Source organism: Stackebrandtia albiflava (assembly GCF_007994225.1).
GTDB classification, from domain to species: domain Bacteria; phylum Actinomycetota; class Actinomycetes; order Mycobacteriales; family Micromonosporaceae; genus Stackebrandtia; species Stackebrandtia albiflava.
In genome coordinates, this window is the sequence record NZ_VLLL01000005.1 from 512,273 (window position 1) to 529,404 (window position 17,132).

The window sequence follows — 17,132 nt, forward strand, 5'->3', positions numbered from 1 at the left end:
CGTCTTCGGTCCTCGCGGGATCGAAGACGGCCGCTCAGCGCGAGTCGCCGCCGGTGGCCGCCTGGGTGAGCAGTGTCGTGAACCGGGTGATCCAGTGGGCCACGGTGTCGGCGTCGAACACGTCGGTGGAGTACTCCAGCCAGCCGCGGAGTCCCGACGGCCCGGTCGTCATGAAGCAGTAGAAGTCCATCCTGGCGGCGCCCTGTGGGGCGTCGGAGGCGGATTCGATGTCGAGACCGGGTACTTCGGGGGTGGCCTCGAACCCGTCCAGCAGCGTGAACAGGGCGTGCGGGAAGTCGGGGCGGGGCCGGGCGTCCGGCGGTAGTTCGGACAGCAGCACGCTCAGCGGCAACCCCTGGTGGTCCATGGCCTCGAAGACGCGGTGGCCCACCTGGTCGACGAGGTCGGCGAAGTCGTCGGCCTCGGCCAGCCGCACGCGGATGGGGACCCGTTCCGACAGCATCCCGACCACGTCGGCGTGACGTGGATCGGACCGGTTGGCGTAGGACACCGGCAGCACCACCTCCGACTGCCCGGTGAACTCGGCGAGCATGACCGCGTAGGCCGTCAGCATGACGATGTAGAGGGTGGTCTGGTGGTGGCGTGCGGTGGCGCGCAGCCCGGCCAGGACCTCGGCGGGGACGCCGAACTCGTGGATGGCGCCCTCGCCGGAGAGTCGTTCCGGTCGGGGCCGGTCGTACGCGAACTCCGGGCGCAGCGGTGCGCCGTCGAGTTCGGTGCGCCAGTAGTCGGCGATCTCCGCGAGGTGTCCGTCGGCTATCGCGCGGCGGCGGTCGCGGGCGTAGTCGGCCAGGTCGGTGGTCACGTCGGGGAGTTCCGGGGTTCCTCCGTCCCGGAACGCCCGGTAGGCGTGCATGAGTTCGGCCTGCAGCCGCGCCATCGCCGTTCCGTCCACTATGGCGTGGTGTAGGCGCCACAGCAGGACGTGCCGCTCGGGTTCCAGCCGCCACAGCCGCAATGACCACAGTGGAGCCTCGGTGAGGGGCAGGTCGCGTTCCACGGCGGCCCGGCACAGCCGTTCGAGCTCGGTGGTGCGGTCGGGTTCGGGCAGTACGGTCAGGTCGGTGAACTCGGGCGCGGCGTCCCACGGTTCCAGGACCTCGATGACGGGGTCGTCGGGGTCGTCGGGCAGGGCGGTGAAGCGGGTGCGCAGCGCGGCGTGCCGGGCGTGCCACCAGCCGACGGCCTCGGTGAACGCGGCGACGTCGAAGGGCCCGGTGATGTGCCAGCGTTGCGCGAGCGTGTACACCACGGGGTTCCTGTTCCGGCGGGCCTTGCGCCACACCTCCGCCTGGACGTGGGAGGACGGTGCGCGGTGGGCCACCCGCCCCTGCGGGTCGGTGTCACGCAGCCACGCCAGCAGCGCGGCCTTGTCGTCGCGGAGCGCGGCGAGACGGTCGTCGGTGAAGTCGGACTCCGGTGCGTCGTAACGGAGCAGGTCGCCGTCGGCGTGGACCTGGACGTCGTCCAGTGACAGCCGCCGGATCGGGTGGACGGCGTTCACACCGACCCCCTGACCCGGCCGGTGCCCGCGGTGGTCTCGGGGCGCGGTGCGGCGTCGCCGAGCCGCGCGGCCATGGCGGCCACCGTGGGGGCGCGGAAGAAGTCCAGCAGGGGGTACGGGTCCCCGGTGGTGTGCCGGATCTTCGCGACGAGCCGGGCCGCCGCCAGGGAGTCACCGCCCAGGTCGAAGAACGACGTCTCCGGGTCTATGTGCGCGATGTCGAGTTCGGCGCGCCACAACGTGATGACCTCCGTTTCGCGGCCGGTGGGTTCCCGGCGCGGTGCCAGTTCGGGGGCCGCCGCCTCCGGTAGCCGTGTCCGGTCCAGTTTGCCGTTGGGATTGAGGGGCAGGCGGGGTAGGAACGCGAACCTGCGGGGGATCATGTGGTCCGGGAGGCGCCGCCGCAGTCGTTCGATGAGGGTGCGGGGTTCCACGGGGTCGGCGGTGGCGACGTGTGCGACGAGTTCCGGTGGGTCGCCTTCGCCGAGGACGGCGGCGTCGTCGATGCCGGGCAGGGCGCGCAGTGCGGCGGCGACCTCGCCGGGTTCGACCCGATAGCCGCGGATCTGCACCTGGTCGTCGTTGCGGCCCAGGAACTCCAGTTCGCCCCGGTGGTTCCAGCGTGCCAGGTCGCCGGTGCGGTAAAGGAGTTCACCGGCGGTGGTGGTGGTGAACCGCTCGGCGGTGAGTTCGGGCCGGTTGAGGTATCCGGAGGTGACCCCGGTGCCGCCGATGTACAGCTCGCCGGTGACGCCGGGCGACACCTGTTCGCCGTCCTCGTCGAGGAGGCGGACGCGGTATCCGGGCAGTGGACGGCCGATCGGTATCACCTCGGCGCCCGGCGGAACGGTGGCGTGGGTGGCGAGGATGGTGGCCTCGGCGGGGCCGTAGCCGTTGACGAGCGCGAACGGCGCGGTGGGCCGGGGGGCGACCCGCAGTGCCGAGCCCGCCGTGGTGATGACGCGGGTCGGCAGCCGGTCGGATTCTGGGAGTGACACCACTCCCTCGGCCAGGACGGTGGGAAGCCACACGACCTCGATGCGTTGTTCGGTGAGCCACCGTGTCATGGCGACGGGGTCGTGCCGGGCCTCCTCGGTGGGGACGACGAGTGTCGCCCCGGCCGTCAGCGCCGACCAGATCTCCATGATGCTCAGGTCGAATCCGAGCGATCCGGTCGTGGTGGTGCGGGTGCCGGTGGTCAGGCCGGTGCGTCCGATGTACCACTGGCAGACGTTGTCGACCGCGTGGTGTGCGATCGGTACGGGTTTGGGGCGGCCGGTGGATCCGGACGTGAAGAGCAGGAACGCGGTGTCGGAGGCCAGCCCCGGTACGGGGGTGGGTTCGGGTGCGTCGGTGGGGTGTGTCGGGCGGCCGAACTCGTCGAGCCGCCAGGTGGCCACGCCGTCGGGGGCGGGGGTGTCGGCGTCGGTGAGGAGGACGGTGGCGCCGCCGTCGAGGAGCATGACGCGCATGCGTTCGGCGGGTTGGGAGTGGTCGATCGGCAGGCACACGCCGCCGCGGCGGAACACCGCGAGTTGGGCGACCAGGAGCGCCGGTCCGCGTGGCAGCCGCATCGCCACGACGGGTTGTTCACCGAGTGGCGCGAGTCGTTCGGCGAGCGCGTCGGCGAGGACGTCGAGGTCGTGGTAGCTGAGGGCCGTCTCGGCGGTCTCCATGGCCAGCAGGTCGGGTTGTTCGGTGGCGTGCCGGGCGACGTGGCGCCACGGGGGTGGCCCGTCGGGGGCGGCGGGTGGCCCGGTCTGCCAGCCGTCGAGTACGGCGCGGTCGGGTTCGGGTAGGGCGGTGACGGCGCGCAGTGGCGCCTCGGGCCGGTCGAGGGCGTGCCGCAGGACGGACTCGAACTGGCGGATGAACCGGTGGACGGTGGTCTCGTCGAACAGGCGGGTGTTGTACTCGGCGTGGACGCGGACGCCGTCGGGGAGGTTGCCCAGGTAGAGGGTGAGGTCGTAGATCGCGCGGTCGGGGACGGCGTCCAGGACGGTCGCCTCGACGCCGGGCAGGTTCAGGTCGAACACCTCCTCGTTCTCGAACACGACCAGCACCTGGAAGAGGGGGGTGCGGCTGGTGTCGCGGGGCGGCCGGACGGTGTCGAGGATGCGTTCGAAGGGGACGCCGCCGTGCTGGTAGGCGTCCATGGTGGTGTCCCGCACGCGTTCCAGCAGGTCGGTGAAGTTCTCGTCGGGGTCGCTGGTGATCCGTAGTGGGACGGTGTTGAGCATGGCGCCGATGAGTCGTTCGGTCTCTCCCGGCCGGTCGGCGAGGGCGGCGCCGATGACGGCCTCCCGCTGTCCGGTGATGCGGGACAGGGCGGCGGCGAACCCGGTGAGCAGTGTCATGAACATGGTGGACCGGTGCCGGCGTGAGAACTCGCGGGCCTGTTCGCTGAGGTCCTTGGGGAGGTAGCCGACGACCGACGCGCCGGTCGGTGCGAGCACGGCGGGCCTGGGCCGGTCGGTGGGCAGGGCCAGTACCGGCAGGTCGCCGGCGAGCGTGCGCGCCCAGTAGGCCAGGTCGGTGGTGTGGTCGGCGTCGAGGCGTTGCCTTCTGGCGTGGGTGAAGTAGTCGACGGGGAGTTCGGGCAGACGCGGGTCTTCGCCGGCGATGTGTGCCCGGTACAGCTCCGACACCTCCGCGGCGAGGATGTAGCCGGACACGGTGTCGATGACGGCGTGGTGTGCGTTGAGGAACAGCACGTGGTGGTCGGGTGCGAATCGCAGCAGCCGGGGCCGGAACAGCGGGCCCTGGGCGACGTCGAAGCGGTGGGCGCTCTCGGCGGCCATGGTGCGGGCGACGACGTCGGTCTCGGATTCACCGGTGTGGTCGATGACGGGCATGCGGATGGCCGAGCCGTCACCGGCGACCTGTACGGGGCTGCCGTCCCGCAACCGGATGGTGCTGCGGAGGGTGACGTGGCGTCGGGCGAGTGACCGCAGCGCGTCCTCCAGCGCGGCGGCGTCGAGTTCGCCGCGCAGCCTGACGGCGCGGACCTCGTTGTAGGTGCTCTCTTCGGGGAAGAGCTGTTCGGCGAGCCAGAACCGTTCCTGCGCGTAGGTGAGCGGCGCGGAATCCGGCTCCGGTGGGGCCGCCGGTGCCGGGGGAAGTGGCGTGGCCTCGGAACGCGGTGCCGGTGCCGTCGCCGTCGTGGCGGGGGCGGTGCGGGCGTTCCGGAATCGCCTGCGCAGCCGGTCGAGGTGCGGCAGTCCGGCCACGGCGTCGGCCGGGTCGAGTCCGAAGTCGAGGAAGGCGGCGATCTCGTCGACTCCGGCGTCGATCAGTTGGTCGACGATGTGGGAGCAGCCGTCGACGGTGCCGATGAGCGCCCGGGATTCGCAGTACCGCTGGAACGCCTGCTCCAGCAGGAACTCCATGTCTTCCTCGGGTGTGGTGGCGACGTCGATGGACATGCCGAGGCTGTTGACGGCCTGGCCGAGCAGTCCCAGCGACGAACGCATGTACCGCGTGAACGGTCCCAGTGCCTGTCGCCGGACGGTCGCCTCGTCGTCGCCGAGGTAGGTGTGCAGCAGTACGACGACGCGGCCCCCGGCGGGGTCGAGTCCGGCGTCGGCGCGGGCCTGCCGGTACGACCGGACGCGTTCGGCGAGCTGCGGGATGGACTGGGTCATGAGGTTGGTGACGATGCCGATGCCGGCTTCGGCGGCGAGCCGGTAGGAGTCGGGGTTGCCGACGACGGCGGCGTACAGCGGCGGCATCTGCTGGATCGGGCGCGGGTACAGCCGGATGTCGATGTCGTCGCCGCTGCCGGAGGTCGCGGTGATCGCCTCGCCCCGCCACAGGCGGCGCAGGTCGTCGAGCTGTTCGTACATCGAGTCGCGGTGCCGGCCGTAGCGTTCGGGGAAGAGCGCGAAGTCGTTGGCGTGCCAGCCGCTGGCTACGCAGATGCCGGCGCGGCCCCCGGAGAGGTTGTCCACGACGGACCACTCCTCGGCGACGCGGACGGTCTGGTGGAGCGGCAGCACGACGGATCCGGCGTGGAGCCGGATCCGTGAGGTCTCGCGGGCCAGTGCGGCGGCCAGGACCGAGGGGTTGGGGAACAGGCCGCCGAAGGAGTGGAAGTGTCGTTCGGGCAGCCAGGCGGCGTGGAAGCCGTGGCGGTCGGCGAAGCGGGTGGCGTCGACGATGAACCGGTACTTCTCGTCGGCGGCCTCGTCGCGCGGGTAGTCGCCGAAGAAGTACACGCTGAAGTCGGGTCCGGTGTGTTCGCCGTCCTCGATGTACTCGTCGCCGTCGCCGTCGCCGTCGCCGTCGCCGTCGGTGTCGCGGCCGGTGGGTGTCGCCGGCGGCGTGGGGGACGGTTCGTCGAGTCCGCCCGCGACGAGGTCGGCGATGCGGCCGAGCAGCCGCACCTGGGCGGCGGCCACGGCGGGGTCGGTGCCCGGCCGTTCGGTGTCGCGCGCGACGAGTTCGGCTATCCCGGCGAGCAACCGGGTGGGCGTGGTGGTGGGCAGCCCGGTGGCGGCAGGCACGGCCGGAGGCGGCGGCGGGGGAACGTCGGCCGGTGCGGCCGGTGGTGCGGGTGGCGTTGTCGGCGGCGCGGTCACGGGTGCGGCGGGCGCGGTGGTCGTGGTCGGCGCGGTGGGCGCCGCTTCGGGAGAGGTGGTACCGGTGGCGCGGTCGGCCACCAGGCGGGCCAGTCGGGCGGGGGTGTCGGCGTCGGAGAACAGCTCCCGCATCGACACCCGCACCCCCGTCTCGCGTTCGAGGTGACGGGTGAGGCTCACCAGCAGGAGTGAGTCGGCGCCCAGATCGAGGAAGCCGGTGTCGCCGGTGATCTCCTCGGCCGGACGGCCCAGTTGCTCGGCGACCACGGCGACGACTCGCCGTTCTAGCTGCGCGCGGTGCGTGTCATCGGACAAGGCGGCTCCTTCGTCGAAACGGGACGGTCACGGTGAGGTGGTGTCGTGGTCGATCCAGTGCCGCACCCGATGGAACGGGTGGGTGGGCAGCGGGACTCGGCGGCCTCCGGCGGCGAGGCGGCGCCAGTCCACCGGTACGCCGGCGCAGTGCAGCCGTCCGGCGGCGGCGGTCATCGCGCCGGGATCGCCGGCGGCGAGCCATTCCGCGGAGGGCAGGTTGCGACGGCCGATGCCGGTCAGCACCGGCTCGGGGCCGATCTCCACGAAACGGTGGGCGTCGTCGGTGCCGGCGGTGTCGAGCACCAGGTCCCATCGGGCGGTCCGGCGCGTCTGCGACACCAGGTCCGCCACGTCGGGTGTGGTGCCCGGTGGCAGCAGCCGACCGTCCACACAGGTGATCAGCGGGATCCGGGTGGGGGAGAAGGTCTCGCCGCGCAACCCGGCGGCGAAGTCGTCGAGCATCCCGTCCAGCAGCCGGGAGTGGAACGCCCGCCGCACCGGCAACCGGGTGGTGGGTACGTCGCGGCGGGACAGCAGCCCCGCCGCGGCGTCGATACCGGCCTCGTCTCCGGCGATCACGAACTCCCTGGCGCCGTTGACGACCGCGAGGTCGAGTTCGTCGACGACGGCGAGGACCGCGTCGACGGTCCGGCGGTCGGCGCGTACCGCGAGCATGCCGCCCTCGGGGGTGCGCCGGGCGGTCAACGCACCCCGCAGCGCCGTCACCCTGACTCCGGTCTCGGCGTCCATGGCGCCCGCCGCGTGCCAGGCGGCGTACTCGCCAACGCTGTGCCCGGCGACGATGCCCGGCGCCACTCCCAGGGCACGCCACGCCGCGAGGGTGGCAGCCTGGAACGTGAACATCGCGGGCTGGACCAGTGCGGTCGTCACCGGACGGTCGTCGGGGGTCAGCAGTGCCGCCGTCAGATCCGGGTCCGGACAGGCCGTGACGCACCGGTCCACGATGTCGGCGAAGTCGCGGGAGTGGTCGTAGAGGGAGCGGGCGAACCCGTTGCGCAGCGCGCCCTGTCCACTGAAGACGAATGCCGGCGGGCCCGGTCGTCCGGCGGAGTCGGTCGCGGTGGCGCGGGTGAGTGCGGCGGCCAGTTCGGCGGCGGTGTCGGCGAACACGGCGATCCGGTGCCTGCGGTGAGGTCGTCCCAGTGCCGTGGTGGTGAACACGTCGGACACGTCGGGGGCGTCGGGTTCCCGCAGTCGCGCGGCGAGTCCGTCGGCGAGCTCCCGCAGTGCCTCGGGCGTGTGACCGGTCAGGATCGCCCCGCCCGGAGCCCGGCGCGGGTGTGCGACGGGGGCGGGCGCCTCCTGTACGACGACGTGCGCGTTGGTGCCTCCCACTCCGAGGGCCTGGACCGCGGCGGTGCGCGGGTGCGGACCGGCGGGCCAGTCGGCGGCGTCGGTGCCGACGTGGAACGGTCCCGGCGCGATCGCCGGGTTGAGCCGCCGGAAGTGGATCTGCGGCGGGATCGTGCGGTGCCGCAACATGAGTATCACCTTGATCAGCCCGGCCATGCCCGCGCAGGCGTCGAGGTGCCCGATGTTGGCCTTGACCGAGCCGAGCCGGACCCGGTAGGGGGTGCCACCGGAACGGCGGGAGTCGTACGCCTCGGTGAGGGCACGCACCTCGACCGGGTCGCCGAGCCGGGTGCCGGTTCCGTGCGCCTCCACGTAGCCGACCTGTTCGGCGGTGACGCCCGCCGCGTCCATGGCGGCGGTGATCGCCGCGACCTGGCCGGACACGCTCGGTGCGGTGAAGCCGACCTTGTCGCCGCCGTCGTTGTTGACCGCGGTGCCCGCGACCACGGCGTGGACGGTGTCGCCGTCGGCGACGGCCCGGTCGAGGCGTTTCAACACCACGACCGCGACGCCGTTTCCGCCGACCGTGCCGTCGGCGTCGGCGTCGAAGCTGCGGCAGCGGCCGGTGGGGGACATCATGGTGCCCTCGACGCAGGTGTACCCGGTGGTCGCGGGTATGTGCAGGGACGCGGCCCCCGCCAACGCGACGTCGGTGTCACCGGCCTGCAGGGCGCGGACGGCCTGGTGCACCGCCACGAGCCCGGTGGAGCAGGCGGTCTGCACGGTGACGGCCGGACCGGTCAGTCCCAGCCGGTACGCGACCCGGGTGGCCAGGAAGTCGGGCCGGTTGCCGATGGCGATCTGCATGGCGGCGACCGGATCGGTGCTCAGACGGGCCAGATTGGACGACAGGTAGTCGTGTCCGGCGTACAGGTTCATGCCGCATCCGGCGTACAGTCCGACGCGTTCGCCGGCTCCGGCGCGACCGGCGTCCTCCAGGGCCTGTTGGCACACTTCGAGGAAGATCCGTTGCTGCGGGTCGGTGAGGGCGGCCTCGGCGGCGGGGACGCCGAACAGGTCGGCGTCGAACTCGGCGACGGCCTCGGGTGAACCCTCACCGAGGGTGCCGCTCACCGGGACGTAGTCGGGGTTCCGGTACACGTGCGTGGGTATCCCGGCGGCCGCCAGTGTCTCGTCGTCGAACCGCCGAATACTGTCCACACCGGACAGGATGTTGGTCCAGTACCGGTCGAGGTCGTCGGCGCCGGGGAACCGGGCCGCCATACCGATCACGGCTATCCGGTCGTCGGTCGTCACGTCCGGAGCGGTGACGGTCACGGCGTCACCGGCGCGGCCGGTGCCGGTCAGTTCCGCGACCAGGCCGTCGAGGTCGCCGTGCCGAAGCAGCGTCGTGGTGTCGACGTCGTGGCCGGTCCTGGCGGTGAGCGCCTCGGCCAGCGCGGGAAGCCGGACCGAGTCCACTCCCTGTTCGTACAGCGGCCGGTCCAGGTCGAGGTCGTGACCGTAGACGTCGCGGCAGGCGGCCAGCACGTGTGCCCGCACCCGCCGGTGGTCCCCGGTGGGGTTCCCGGCCGGGTCGGCGGCGGGTTCCTCGGCCGGGGCCGCGGCGCTGTCACCGGCGAGGTCCGCTGGGGCCGCGTCGACGGTGTCGAGGACGGCCGCACGGGAAGCCGACGCGGCGGGATCGTGGCCGAGCGACGGCGCCGGTGCGGCGGCCTCCTCGTCGGCCGGTGCCTCGGTCCCGATCACGGCGGCCTGCGAGGCACTCGGCGCGGGGTCCCCGGCCGGTGCCACCGGGGTGGGAACGTCGTCGGAGGGTGCCGCGTGCGTCGTCGTCACCTCGGCCGTGTCGGGGGCCGGAGCGGCCGCCTCGTCGAGTGGTGACCGTGCCCGCCGCAACGAAGCCCGGACGGCGACCGCGAATCCCGGTGTGTCCTCGGTGTCCGCCGGAGTGGACGATTCGGGTTCTACCTCGGTTCGCGCCGCCTCGGCGGGCGCGGAGGTGGCGTCCTCGGTGGTCGCCACCGGCGCGGGGGCCTCGTCGGTGGTGGCCGGCGCGTTCTCGGGGACTCGTGGCGTCGGCGGCCCGGGCGGCATCTCCTCCACCATGGACGGAGTCGTATCGGCGGCCGGAGCGACGGAATCGGCCGTGGCGGTGACCTCGGTCGCCGCGGGAGCCGTGGTGTCCGGTGCCGCGTGGGGCCGCGGCTCGATGGCCGGAGACGGTGCCGCCTCGGCGGTCGCGGCGGGTTCGGGGACCGTGGGCGTGACCGGTGCCTGCTGTGCCGGTCGTGATGGTGCCGGGGTGGCCGTGGTCGCGGTCTCCGCCGGGGTGGCCGCGTCGGGTGTCGGCGGCGTCTCCGGTTCCATGGCGTCGGGGGATGCCGGGGCCGGGTCGCCGGTCCGCCGTGGGATGTGTGCCCACGACGGGTTCGCCGCCGTCCATTCGTCGTGCGGTGGCGGTGCGGCGGCGGCCGGCGCCGGTGTCTGTGGGGGTGTCGGCGCGGGTTCCGGCGCGGGCTTCCGGGTCCGCCAGGTCACCGGCGCGGCCGGCTCCGCCGCTGGAGCGGCCGCCGGCGGCGTGCGGGGTGCCGCCGGTGGCCGTGGCGGATTCGGGTCGGCCGGCGGCCTTGCGCCCCCGGGGGCCAGGTCCGTCAACCGCCGCCGGATGACGGCGCGCTGGATCTTGCCGCTTCCGGTCACGGGGAACTCGTGTTCCGGCACGGCGATGACGATCGCGGCGGTCAGTCCGAGGCGCTGTGCCACCCGGGCGCGGGCCGCGTCGATGAGTGCGGTCGGTTCGGCGGCGGCGCCGGGTTCGACGGGGACGAACACCACCGTCAGGGTCTCGGTGCCTCGTGCCGCGTCCGGGACTCCGACCGCCGCGACCCGGTCGGCGCGGATTCCCGGGACCTCGGCCACGACGGATTCGATCCGGTGACAGTCGTGGTTGTCGCCGTTGAGGATGATGACGTCCTTCTGCCTGCCGGTGATGGTGAGCCGCCCGTCCAACAGCATCGCCATGTCGCCGGTGCGCAGCCAGCCGTCCGAGGTGAACGCCTCCCGGTCGGCCTGCGGGTCGCCGGCGTGTCCGCACGTGACCCTGCCCGAGCGCACCTGCAGGGCGCCGATCTCGCCCTCGGGGAGCGTGCCGCCGTCGGGACCGGTGACCCGGAACTCCGCCCCGGGTGAGGGTTCACCGACGCCGACCAGCCTGCGGTCACCCACCAGGACGGTCGCGTGTGGATGGTCGTAGCGGCCGAAGGCGATGGCGGTGGTGGTCTCGGTCATCCCCCAGCACGGCCGGAACACGCCGGGCGTCAGGCCGGTCGGGGCGACGTCGGCGAGGAACGTGTCCATGACCTCGGGCAGGATCTGCTCACCGCCGCTGACGAGCGTCTTCACCGCCGACAGGTCCACGTCGGGCAGGCCGCGGCGGGCGATCGCGTCACTCACCAGCCGGTACCCGAAGTTGGGTGACCAGGTGTGGTGCGCCCCCAGCGCTGCGGTGTCGGTGAGCCACCGCAGCGGGTCGGCCAGGATGCGACCGGTCGGGGAGTGCCAGTTCGTGGCCGCCAGGTAGACCGGTGCCACGTGGTACAGCAGCAGTGCGCCACTGTGGTCGAGCGGGAGCCAGTTGAAGCAACCGTCCCCGACGGCCATGCCGAGCTGGCGACGGGCACCCGCTCCCAGTTCGCGGAGCCCCCGGTCGGTCAGGCCGATCACCTTGGGACGTCCGGTGCTGCCCGACGACATCAGGTACATGACGGGCTCGCCGGGACGTTCGGTGGCCGTGGTGGTGTCGGCGGCGTGGTCGCTGAGTTCGGCCAGCGGAAGCAATACCGCGTCGGTGAGTCTTCCGGCCGGGGAGTTCGCCACGTCGTCGACCAGGATCGGGGGACGCTCCAACGCCTCCCAGGCGTGACGCAGCCGTTCGACGTGGGGCTCCCACCGTTCCGGCGTCTCCGGGACGGTGGCCACCAGTGGACGGATCCCGCCCAGCAGGCAGCCCCACATGGCGATCAGGTGCTCGTGGACGCCGTCGACCTGAAGGATCACGGTGTCGCCCGGATCGAGTCCGGCGGCCCGCAGGCCCGACAACAGGCGGCGTGCCCGGTATAGGAACACCGGATAAGGCAGCAGTGTGGACCGTCCCTGTGACGACACCGCGCCGACTCCGGCCTCCGGTGCCACCCGCGCGGCGCGGACCAGTGCCGCCGCGATGCCGGGCGGGTCGTCGGGTTCCCACTGCAGCGGCTCGCCGGTGACGATGTATCCGGTCATGTCGAAATCTCGGCTTTCTCGGTTTCGCGGCGTCGCCGGGGGAGCCGGGTCAGCCTCGCCAGCAGGAACAGTCCCACGCAGATCGCCATGCCGTGCATGACGGTCACCAACAGCCAGGGCGGCAGCCACCCGAGCAGGGCCGCGGCCACGAGCATGCCGCCGCCGAGTCCGGTGGTCTCGGCCACCGAGACGAGCCCGAACAGTTTCGCCCGCCGGTCGTCGGAGACGGTCTGGAGCCGGCTGAGGAACGCCGTCTCGGTGTAGCCGTCGGCGACTCCCGTCAGCAGCGCGACCGGGATCAGCAGCCAGGAGTCGATACCGCTGAACACGGTGATGAACCCGGCCGACATCAGCACCGCCGACACCGCGAAGCCCAGTTCGCCCGGTTCCCCGCCCCGCCGGTTCACCCAGCGCACCAGGACCTGTTGGGCGAGGATGTTGCCGACCGCCCAGCACACCCAGAACCCGCTGAGGAACAGCGCGGGTTCGGACGGGTGGGTCTGGGCGGCGTGGACCGGCAGACCCACGACGTGCGACGCCGACCCGAATCCCTCGGCGACGCGCACCGCGATCATCATTCCCAGGACCGGGACGGCGGCCGACACCGCCAGTGAGCCGAGGGACGTCCTGCCCGCCGGAGTGGCCGGACTCGCGTCGCCGCCGGGCCCGGGACCGGTGAGGATCGGAAGCCGGGCGAGGTTGACCGCCGACACCAGGCAGCACACCGCACTCACACCGAACACCGCCCGGAAGTCACCCCAGGCCACGATGACACCGGCGGCGCCCATACCGGCCACCGTGGACATCGACCGGGCGGTGACGAGCATCGCGTTGCCCCGTACGCGGTCCTGCTTGCCGACGAGGTCGGGCATTCCGGCGCGCAGGCACACGTTGTAGAGCGTCGACGCGACGCCGAAGGCGGCACCGGCCGTGTACAGGGCGACCACGGCCACCGGGCCGGGGGCCAGGGCCAGTCCCACCAGTGCCGCCGCGAGCACGAGGTCCATGGTGATCATGACCCGCTTGGGGCGGAACCGGGCGAGGAGGCGGTCGGAGACGAATCCGGCGGAGAAACCGGCGGCCAGGCGCACCGCCAGGACCAGGCCGGTGTGCAGCGGACTGCCGGTGACGACGTACGCGTACAGGCCCATCGCGACGATGTTGAGGTACGCGCCGAACGCCCACACGGAGTAACCGGCGAGCAGCCACCGGAAACGGGACACTAGCGCGCGCCCGTGGGCGGGGTCGAGGGTCGCGGGGCGACCAGGTGATTGGGGGTCCGGCCGGTGCGGTGCGGCGTCAAGGGCATCGGTCATCCACCATCGTGATCACGGAGGTTTTCTTCATTATTCACATCACACCCCGTACAGCCTCGGCACACCGTTGCGGCACAACGGGCAGGAAGATCAATCTATCGAAATCCACACCTTCAACGATGTGACGGCGGGCACGTCGGGGGTGGCGCGTACCATTCAGCGCCCCGATGCGAAAGGCGGCGAAGTGGTCATCAGAGTGGGCGTGGTGGGGGTGGGGAACTGCGCGTCCTCCCTCGTGCAGGGGGTCGAGTACTACCGGAAGGACCCCGGCGCGGCGGGCCTGGCGGCACCCGAGTGCGACGGCCATCTGGTGTCCGATGTGGAGTTCTCGGCGGCGTTCGACGTCGACGAGGGGAAGATCGGCCGCGACCTGTCCGAGGCCATCTACGTGGCGCCCAACAACTCGCACCGGTTCGCCGACGTTCCGCACCTGTCGGTTCCCGTCGACGAGGGCGTCCTCGCCGACGGTGTGGCCGACTCGGTCGCAGGGCGGTTCACCGCGCGGGGCACCGCCACCGTCTCCCGGATCGCGGACCGGTTGACGGCCACCGGCACCCGGATACTGGTGAACCTCCTGCCGGTGGGAGCGCAGCGCGCCACCGAGACCTACGCGGAGGCGGCGCTGCTGGCCGGCTGCGGGTTCGTCAACTGCATGCCCGCCACGCTGGCGCGTGACCCGGGCTGGGCCACGCGGTTCGCCGACGCCGGGGTGCCGCTCGTCGGTGACGACCTCAGCAGCGGATTCGGGGCCACGGTGGTGCACCGCGCCGTGCTGGACGCCCTGGCGGCCGGCGGAGTGCGGCTACGGCAGACGTTCCAGCTCAACCACGGCGGCAACATGGACTTCCTCACCATGCAGGACCCCGAACGGCTACGCACCAAACAGGACTCGAAGTCCTCCGGCATGCATCGCGGCGGGTCGGCCGCCGCCACCCACGTCGGCGCGCAGTACGTGCCGTTCCTCGCCGACACCAAGGTGGCCTACATCCGGGTAGACGCGGTCGGCTTCGGAGGCACTCCCGTGGAGGTCGAACTGAAGATGAGCGTCGAGGACTCTCCGAGCGCGGCGGGCAACGTGCTGGACGCGATCCGGCGTACCGCCGCCGCGATGGACCGCCGGGAGTCCGGAGTGCTGGCCGAGGTGTCGGCCGCGTTCATGAAGGCCCCGGGCGGCCGGTTCTGAGCGGGCGGTTTGTGCCGATTTTATAGATTCGCATCTTTCGTCACCCGTCCCCGTCGTGGCACAGTGACGGCGAGTGGCCGCGAGCCGCTCGCCGATCCCACGCGACAGGAGACACCATGTCCCCACGGTGGCGGCGCCCCGGGCGCCTGACAGCAATCACGATCGCCCTGGCGGCCACCGTCGCCGCCGGGCAACCCGCCACGGCCGAGGAGGTGCGGCCCCAGGACGCGGTGGAGGGCGCGTACACCGTCTTCAACCGGCCCGGCCCCGACGGCACCCCCGACTACGCGGTCGAGGAGCACTTCATAGACCTCGTCGAGGCGACCCCCGCCGGGGCGCAGATCCACGGCGCGATGTTCAGCTGGACCAGGGTCGGGGTCGCCGAGGCGTTGGCCGATGCACAGGCCCGCGGCGTCGAGGTCAGCCTCGCCGTCGACAAGGAGGGGTCGGGCGGGACCACCAACACCGATCCGGGCAACCAGGCGATCGCCACGTTGAAGGCCGCCGGGTTCACCCGTCTCACCTTCTGCGAGGGCGACGGTGACTCCTCGCGCCAACAGACCGGCTGCATCGCCGACCGCGACTACTCCATCAACCACCAGAAACTGTTCTCGTTCTCCCAGACCGGTGACCTCACCGACGTCGTGTGGGTGTCGTCGCAGAACTGGACCAACAGCCAGAACAACCAGTACAACAACGCCGTGGTGATACACGGCGACGCCGAACTCCACGACTTCTTCGTCCGGCACTTCGACAACATGCTCGACCAGCGCAAGGACAACGACTACTTCAACTCCCCGGACGGCTACTACCGCACCGAGGACAAGAGCGTCACCGTGTACTTCTCGCCGCGCGCCGACTCCACCGGCGGCAACGGCACCGAGGCCCGGACCGACACCGTCGCACTGATACTGGGCTACATCAAGACACAGCAGGGATCCTGCACACTGGACGTCGCGCACGCCAGCTTCACCGACGCCCGCATCGCCGTCGCCGACCAGCTCGTACGCATCGCCCGGCTCGGCTGCGACATCCGAGTCGTATACGGCAGCATGGGATCACGCGTGTTCGCCAAGCTCGACGCCCAGTCCGGCATCAGCCTCAAGCGCTACCACGACGAGTCCCCCGGCAACGTGGCGACCGTGAGCGTGCACTCGAAGTACATCGCCTTCTCCGGCACCTACAACGGAAAGCCCGGCCGCGACATCGTGTTCACCGGCTCGCACAACCTGACCGGGCCGGCGCTGCGCAACCACGACGAGATCCTGGTGAAGGTGGAGATACCGCAGGCCACCGACGGCTACGCACAGAACTTCGAGACCCTGTGGACCAACGCGGTGTGCAGCCACCCGAGCTCGGGTAGCTGCCCGTGACACGCCTCCGCCGGCCGGTGACCGTGGCGCTGACGGTGATGCTCGCCGGCTTCCTGGTGGCCCCGGCGACCGCCGCCACGACGGACTCCTCCGGCTGCACCCACACCGGCCGTTACACCGTCTGCACCACCGATCCGCGCGTCCACGCCGACGGCAAGGACCTGACGATCGTCGAAGAGATCCAGCGTCGGATCGACGCCACCGACGAGGGCGCCGCGATCCGTGTCGCGATGTACGAGTGGGACCTCGACCGGGTGTCACGCGACCTGGTCGACGCGAAGGCACGCGGCGTGGACGTGCGGGTCGTCATCGGCACCAACGACGACCGTCCCGACCGCAACGACGAGAACATCGCCATACTGCGCTCCGGCGGCATCCCGGTCACACAGTGTGCGGACGCCTGCCTGCCCAACGGCGACGGTGTGCGCGCCGGTGCGATGCACAACAAGTTCTTCCTGATCTCCGACGCCTCCGGCGACACCGTGGTGCAGACCTCGTCGAACCTGACGGTCGGCCAGGTCATGAAGCACCAGAATTTGTTGGCCACCACCGGAGACGCCGGCCTGTACGACTACTACCTCGGTTACTGGAACCGGTTGAGCGCGCGAAGTTGGACCTACGGCGGCGTGACCTGGCAGGACGCCGACCGGTCCCGCAAGGGCGATCACGACCTGTCGAAGGCGTACCTGTTCCCGATGACCTCCGGTGATCCCGTCGTGGCGGTCCTCGACAACGTCACCGCCTGCCGCACCGAGAACGAGGACGACCGGATATGGGTGGCGCATTCGCTGTTCGAACGCGCCGACGTCCGCGCGCGACTGGTCGAACTGGACACCATGGGATGCGACGTCAAGGTGGTGGTCGGCAACACCGACGACGAGGCATGGCTACAGCAGCCGTTGCCCGGCGGCCGACTGGATTCGGGCAAGGTCCGCGCACTTCCCGGTCAGCACAACAAGTTCATCGTCGTCGACGCCCACTACGCCGGAGAGTGGCGGAAGGTGGTGTTCACCGGTTCCCACAACGCCACCGGTAACTCGCTACGCAACGCCGACGACGTCATGCTGCGGGTCATCGAGTCCTCGGTCGTGAACGTCTACATCCACTACTTCCGGGACCTGTACCTGTGACCGGGTGTCGCCGCGGTGCGCGACGCCCGGTCCGGAGCCGGTGACAACCCGGCCGGGACGCGGAAGGGGATCGGTCCACTTCTCAGGGGCC

General features: G+C 71.6%; 7 protein-coding genes. 3 read left to right on the forward strand and 4 right to left on the reverse strand.

Annotated features, from left to right (window positions below; genetic code table 11):
- Window positions 1-34: 34 nt before the first annotated feature.
- The 4 genes from LX16_RS03310 to LX16_RS03325 are packed head-to-tail and all read right to left on the reverse strand — an operon-like array spanning window position 35 to window position 13,355.
- The gene (locus LX16_RS03310) at window positions 35-1,525 is read right to left on the reverse strand and encodes a condensation domain-containing protein (protein ID WP_147132883.1); all 1,491 of its coding nucleotides are present in this window, start codon (window positions 1,523-1,525) and stop codon (window positions 35-37) included.
- Window positions 1,522-6,420 carry a non-ribosomal peptide synthetase gene (locus LX16_RS03315; protein ID WP_147132886.1) on the reverse strand — a complete coding sequence of 1,633 codons (4,899 nt, stop codon included), beginning with the start codon at window positions 6,418-6,420 and terminating at the stop codon, window positions 1,522-1,524. Before LX16_RS03315 ends, LX16_RS03310 begins: the two co-directional genes overlap by 4 nt.
- Before the next feature lie 27 nt (window positions 6,421-6,447).
- A complete protein-coding gene (locus LX16_RS03320; RefSeq protein WP_147132889.1) occupies window positions 6,448-12,039 on the reverse strand; it encodes a type I polyketide synthase in 5,592 nt (1,863 codons plus the stop codon).
- Entirely contained in the window at window positions 12,036-13,355 is a 1,320-nt protein-coding gene (locus LX16_RS03325) for an MFS transporter (RefSeq protein ID WP_147132892.1), read from the reverse strand. The genes LX16_RS03320 and LX16_RS03325 overlap by 4 nt, the downstream gene beginning before the upstream one ends.
- Before the next feature lie 184 nt (window positions 13,356-13,539).
- Here LX16_RS03325 and LX16_RS03330 point away from each other — a divergent pair, with 184 nt between their 5' ends.
- From LX16_RS03330 to LX16_RS03340, 3 genes are all read left to right on the forward strand, one after another.
- Complete coding sequence (locus LX16_RS03330) at window positions 13,540-14,538, forward strand: inositol-3-phosphate synthase (RefSeq protein ID WP_147132895.1); 999 nt, start codon at window positions 13,540-13,542, stop codon at window positions 14,536-14,538.
- Between the two features lie 116 nt (window positions 14,539-14,654).
- Complete coding sequence (locus LX16_RS03335) at window positions 14,655-15,911, forward strand: phospholipase D-like domain-containing protein (RefSeq protein WP_147132897.1); 1,257 nt, start codon at window positions 14,655-14,657, stop codon at window positions 15,909-15,911.
- A complete protein-coding gene (locus tag LX16_RS03340) occupies window positions 15,908-17,041 on the forward strand; it encodes a phospholipase D-like domain-containing protein (protein ID WP_147132900.1) in 1,134 nt (377 codons plus the stop codon). The genes LX16_RS03335 and LX16_RS03340 overlap by 4 nt, the downstream gene beginning before the upstream one ends.
- Window positions 17,042-17,132: the final 91 nt, after the last annotated feature.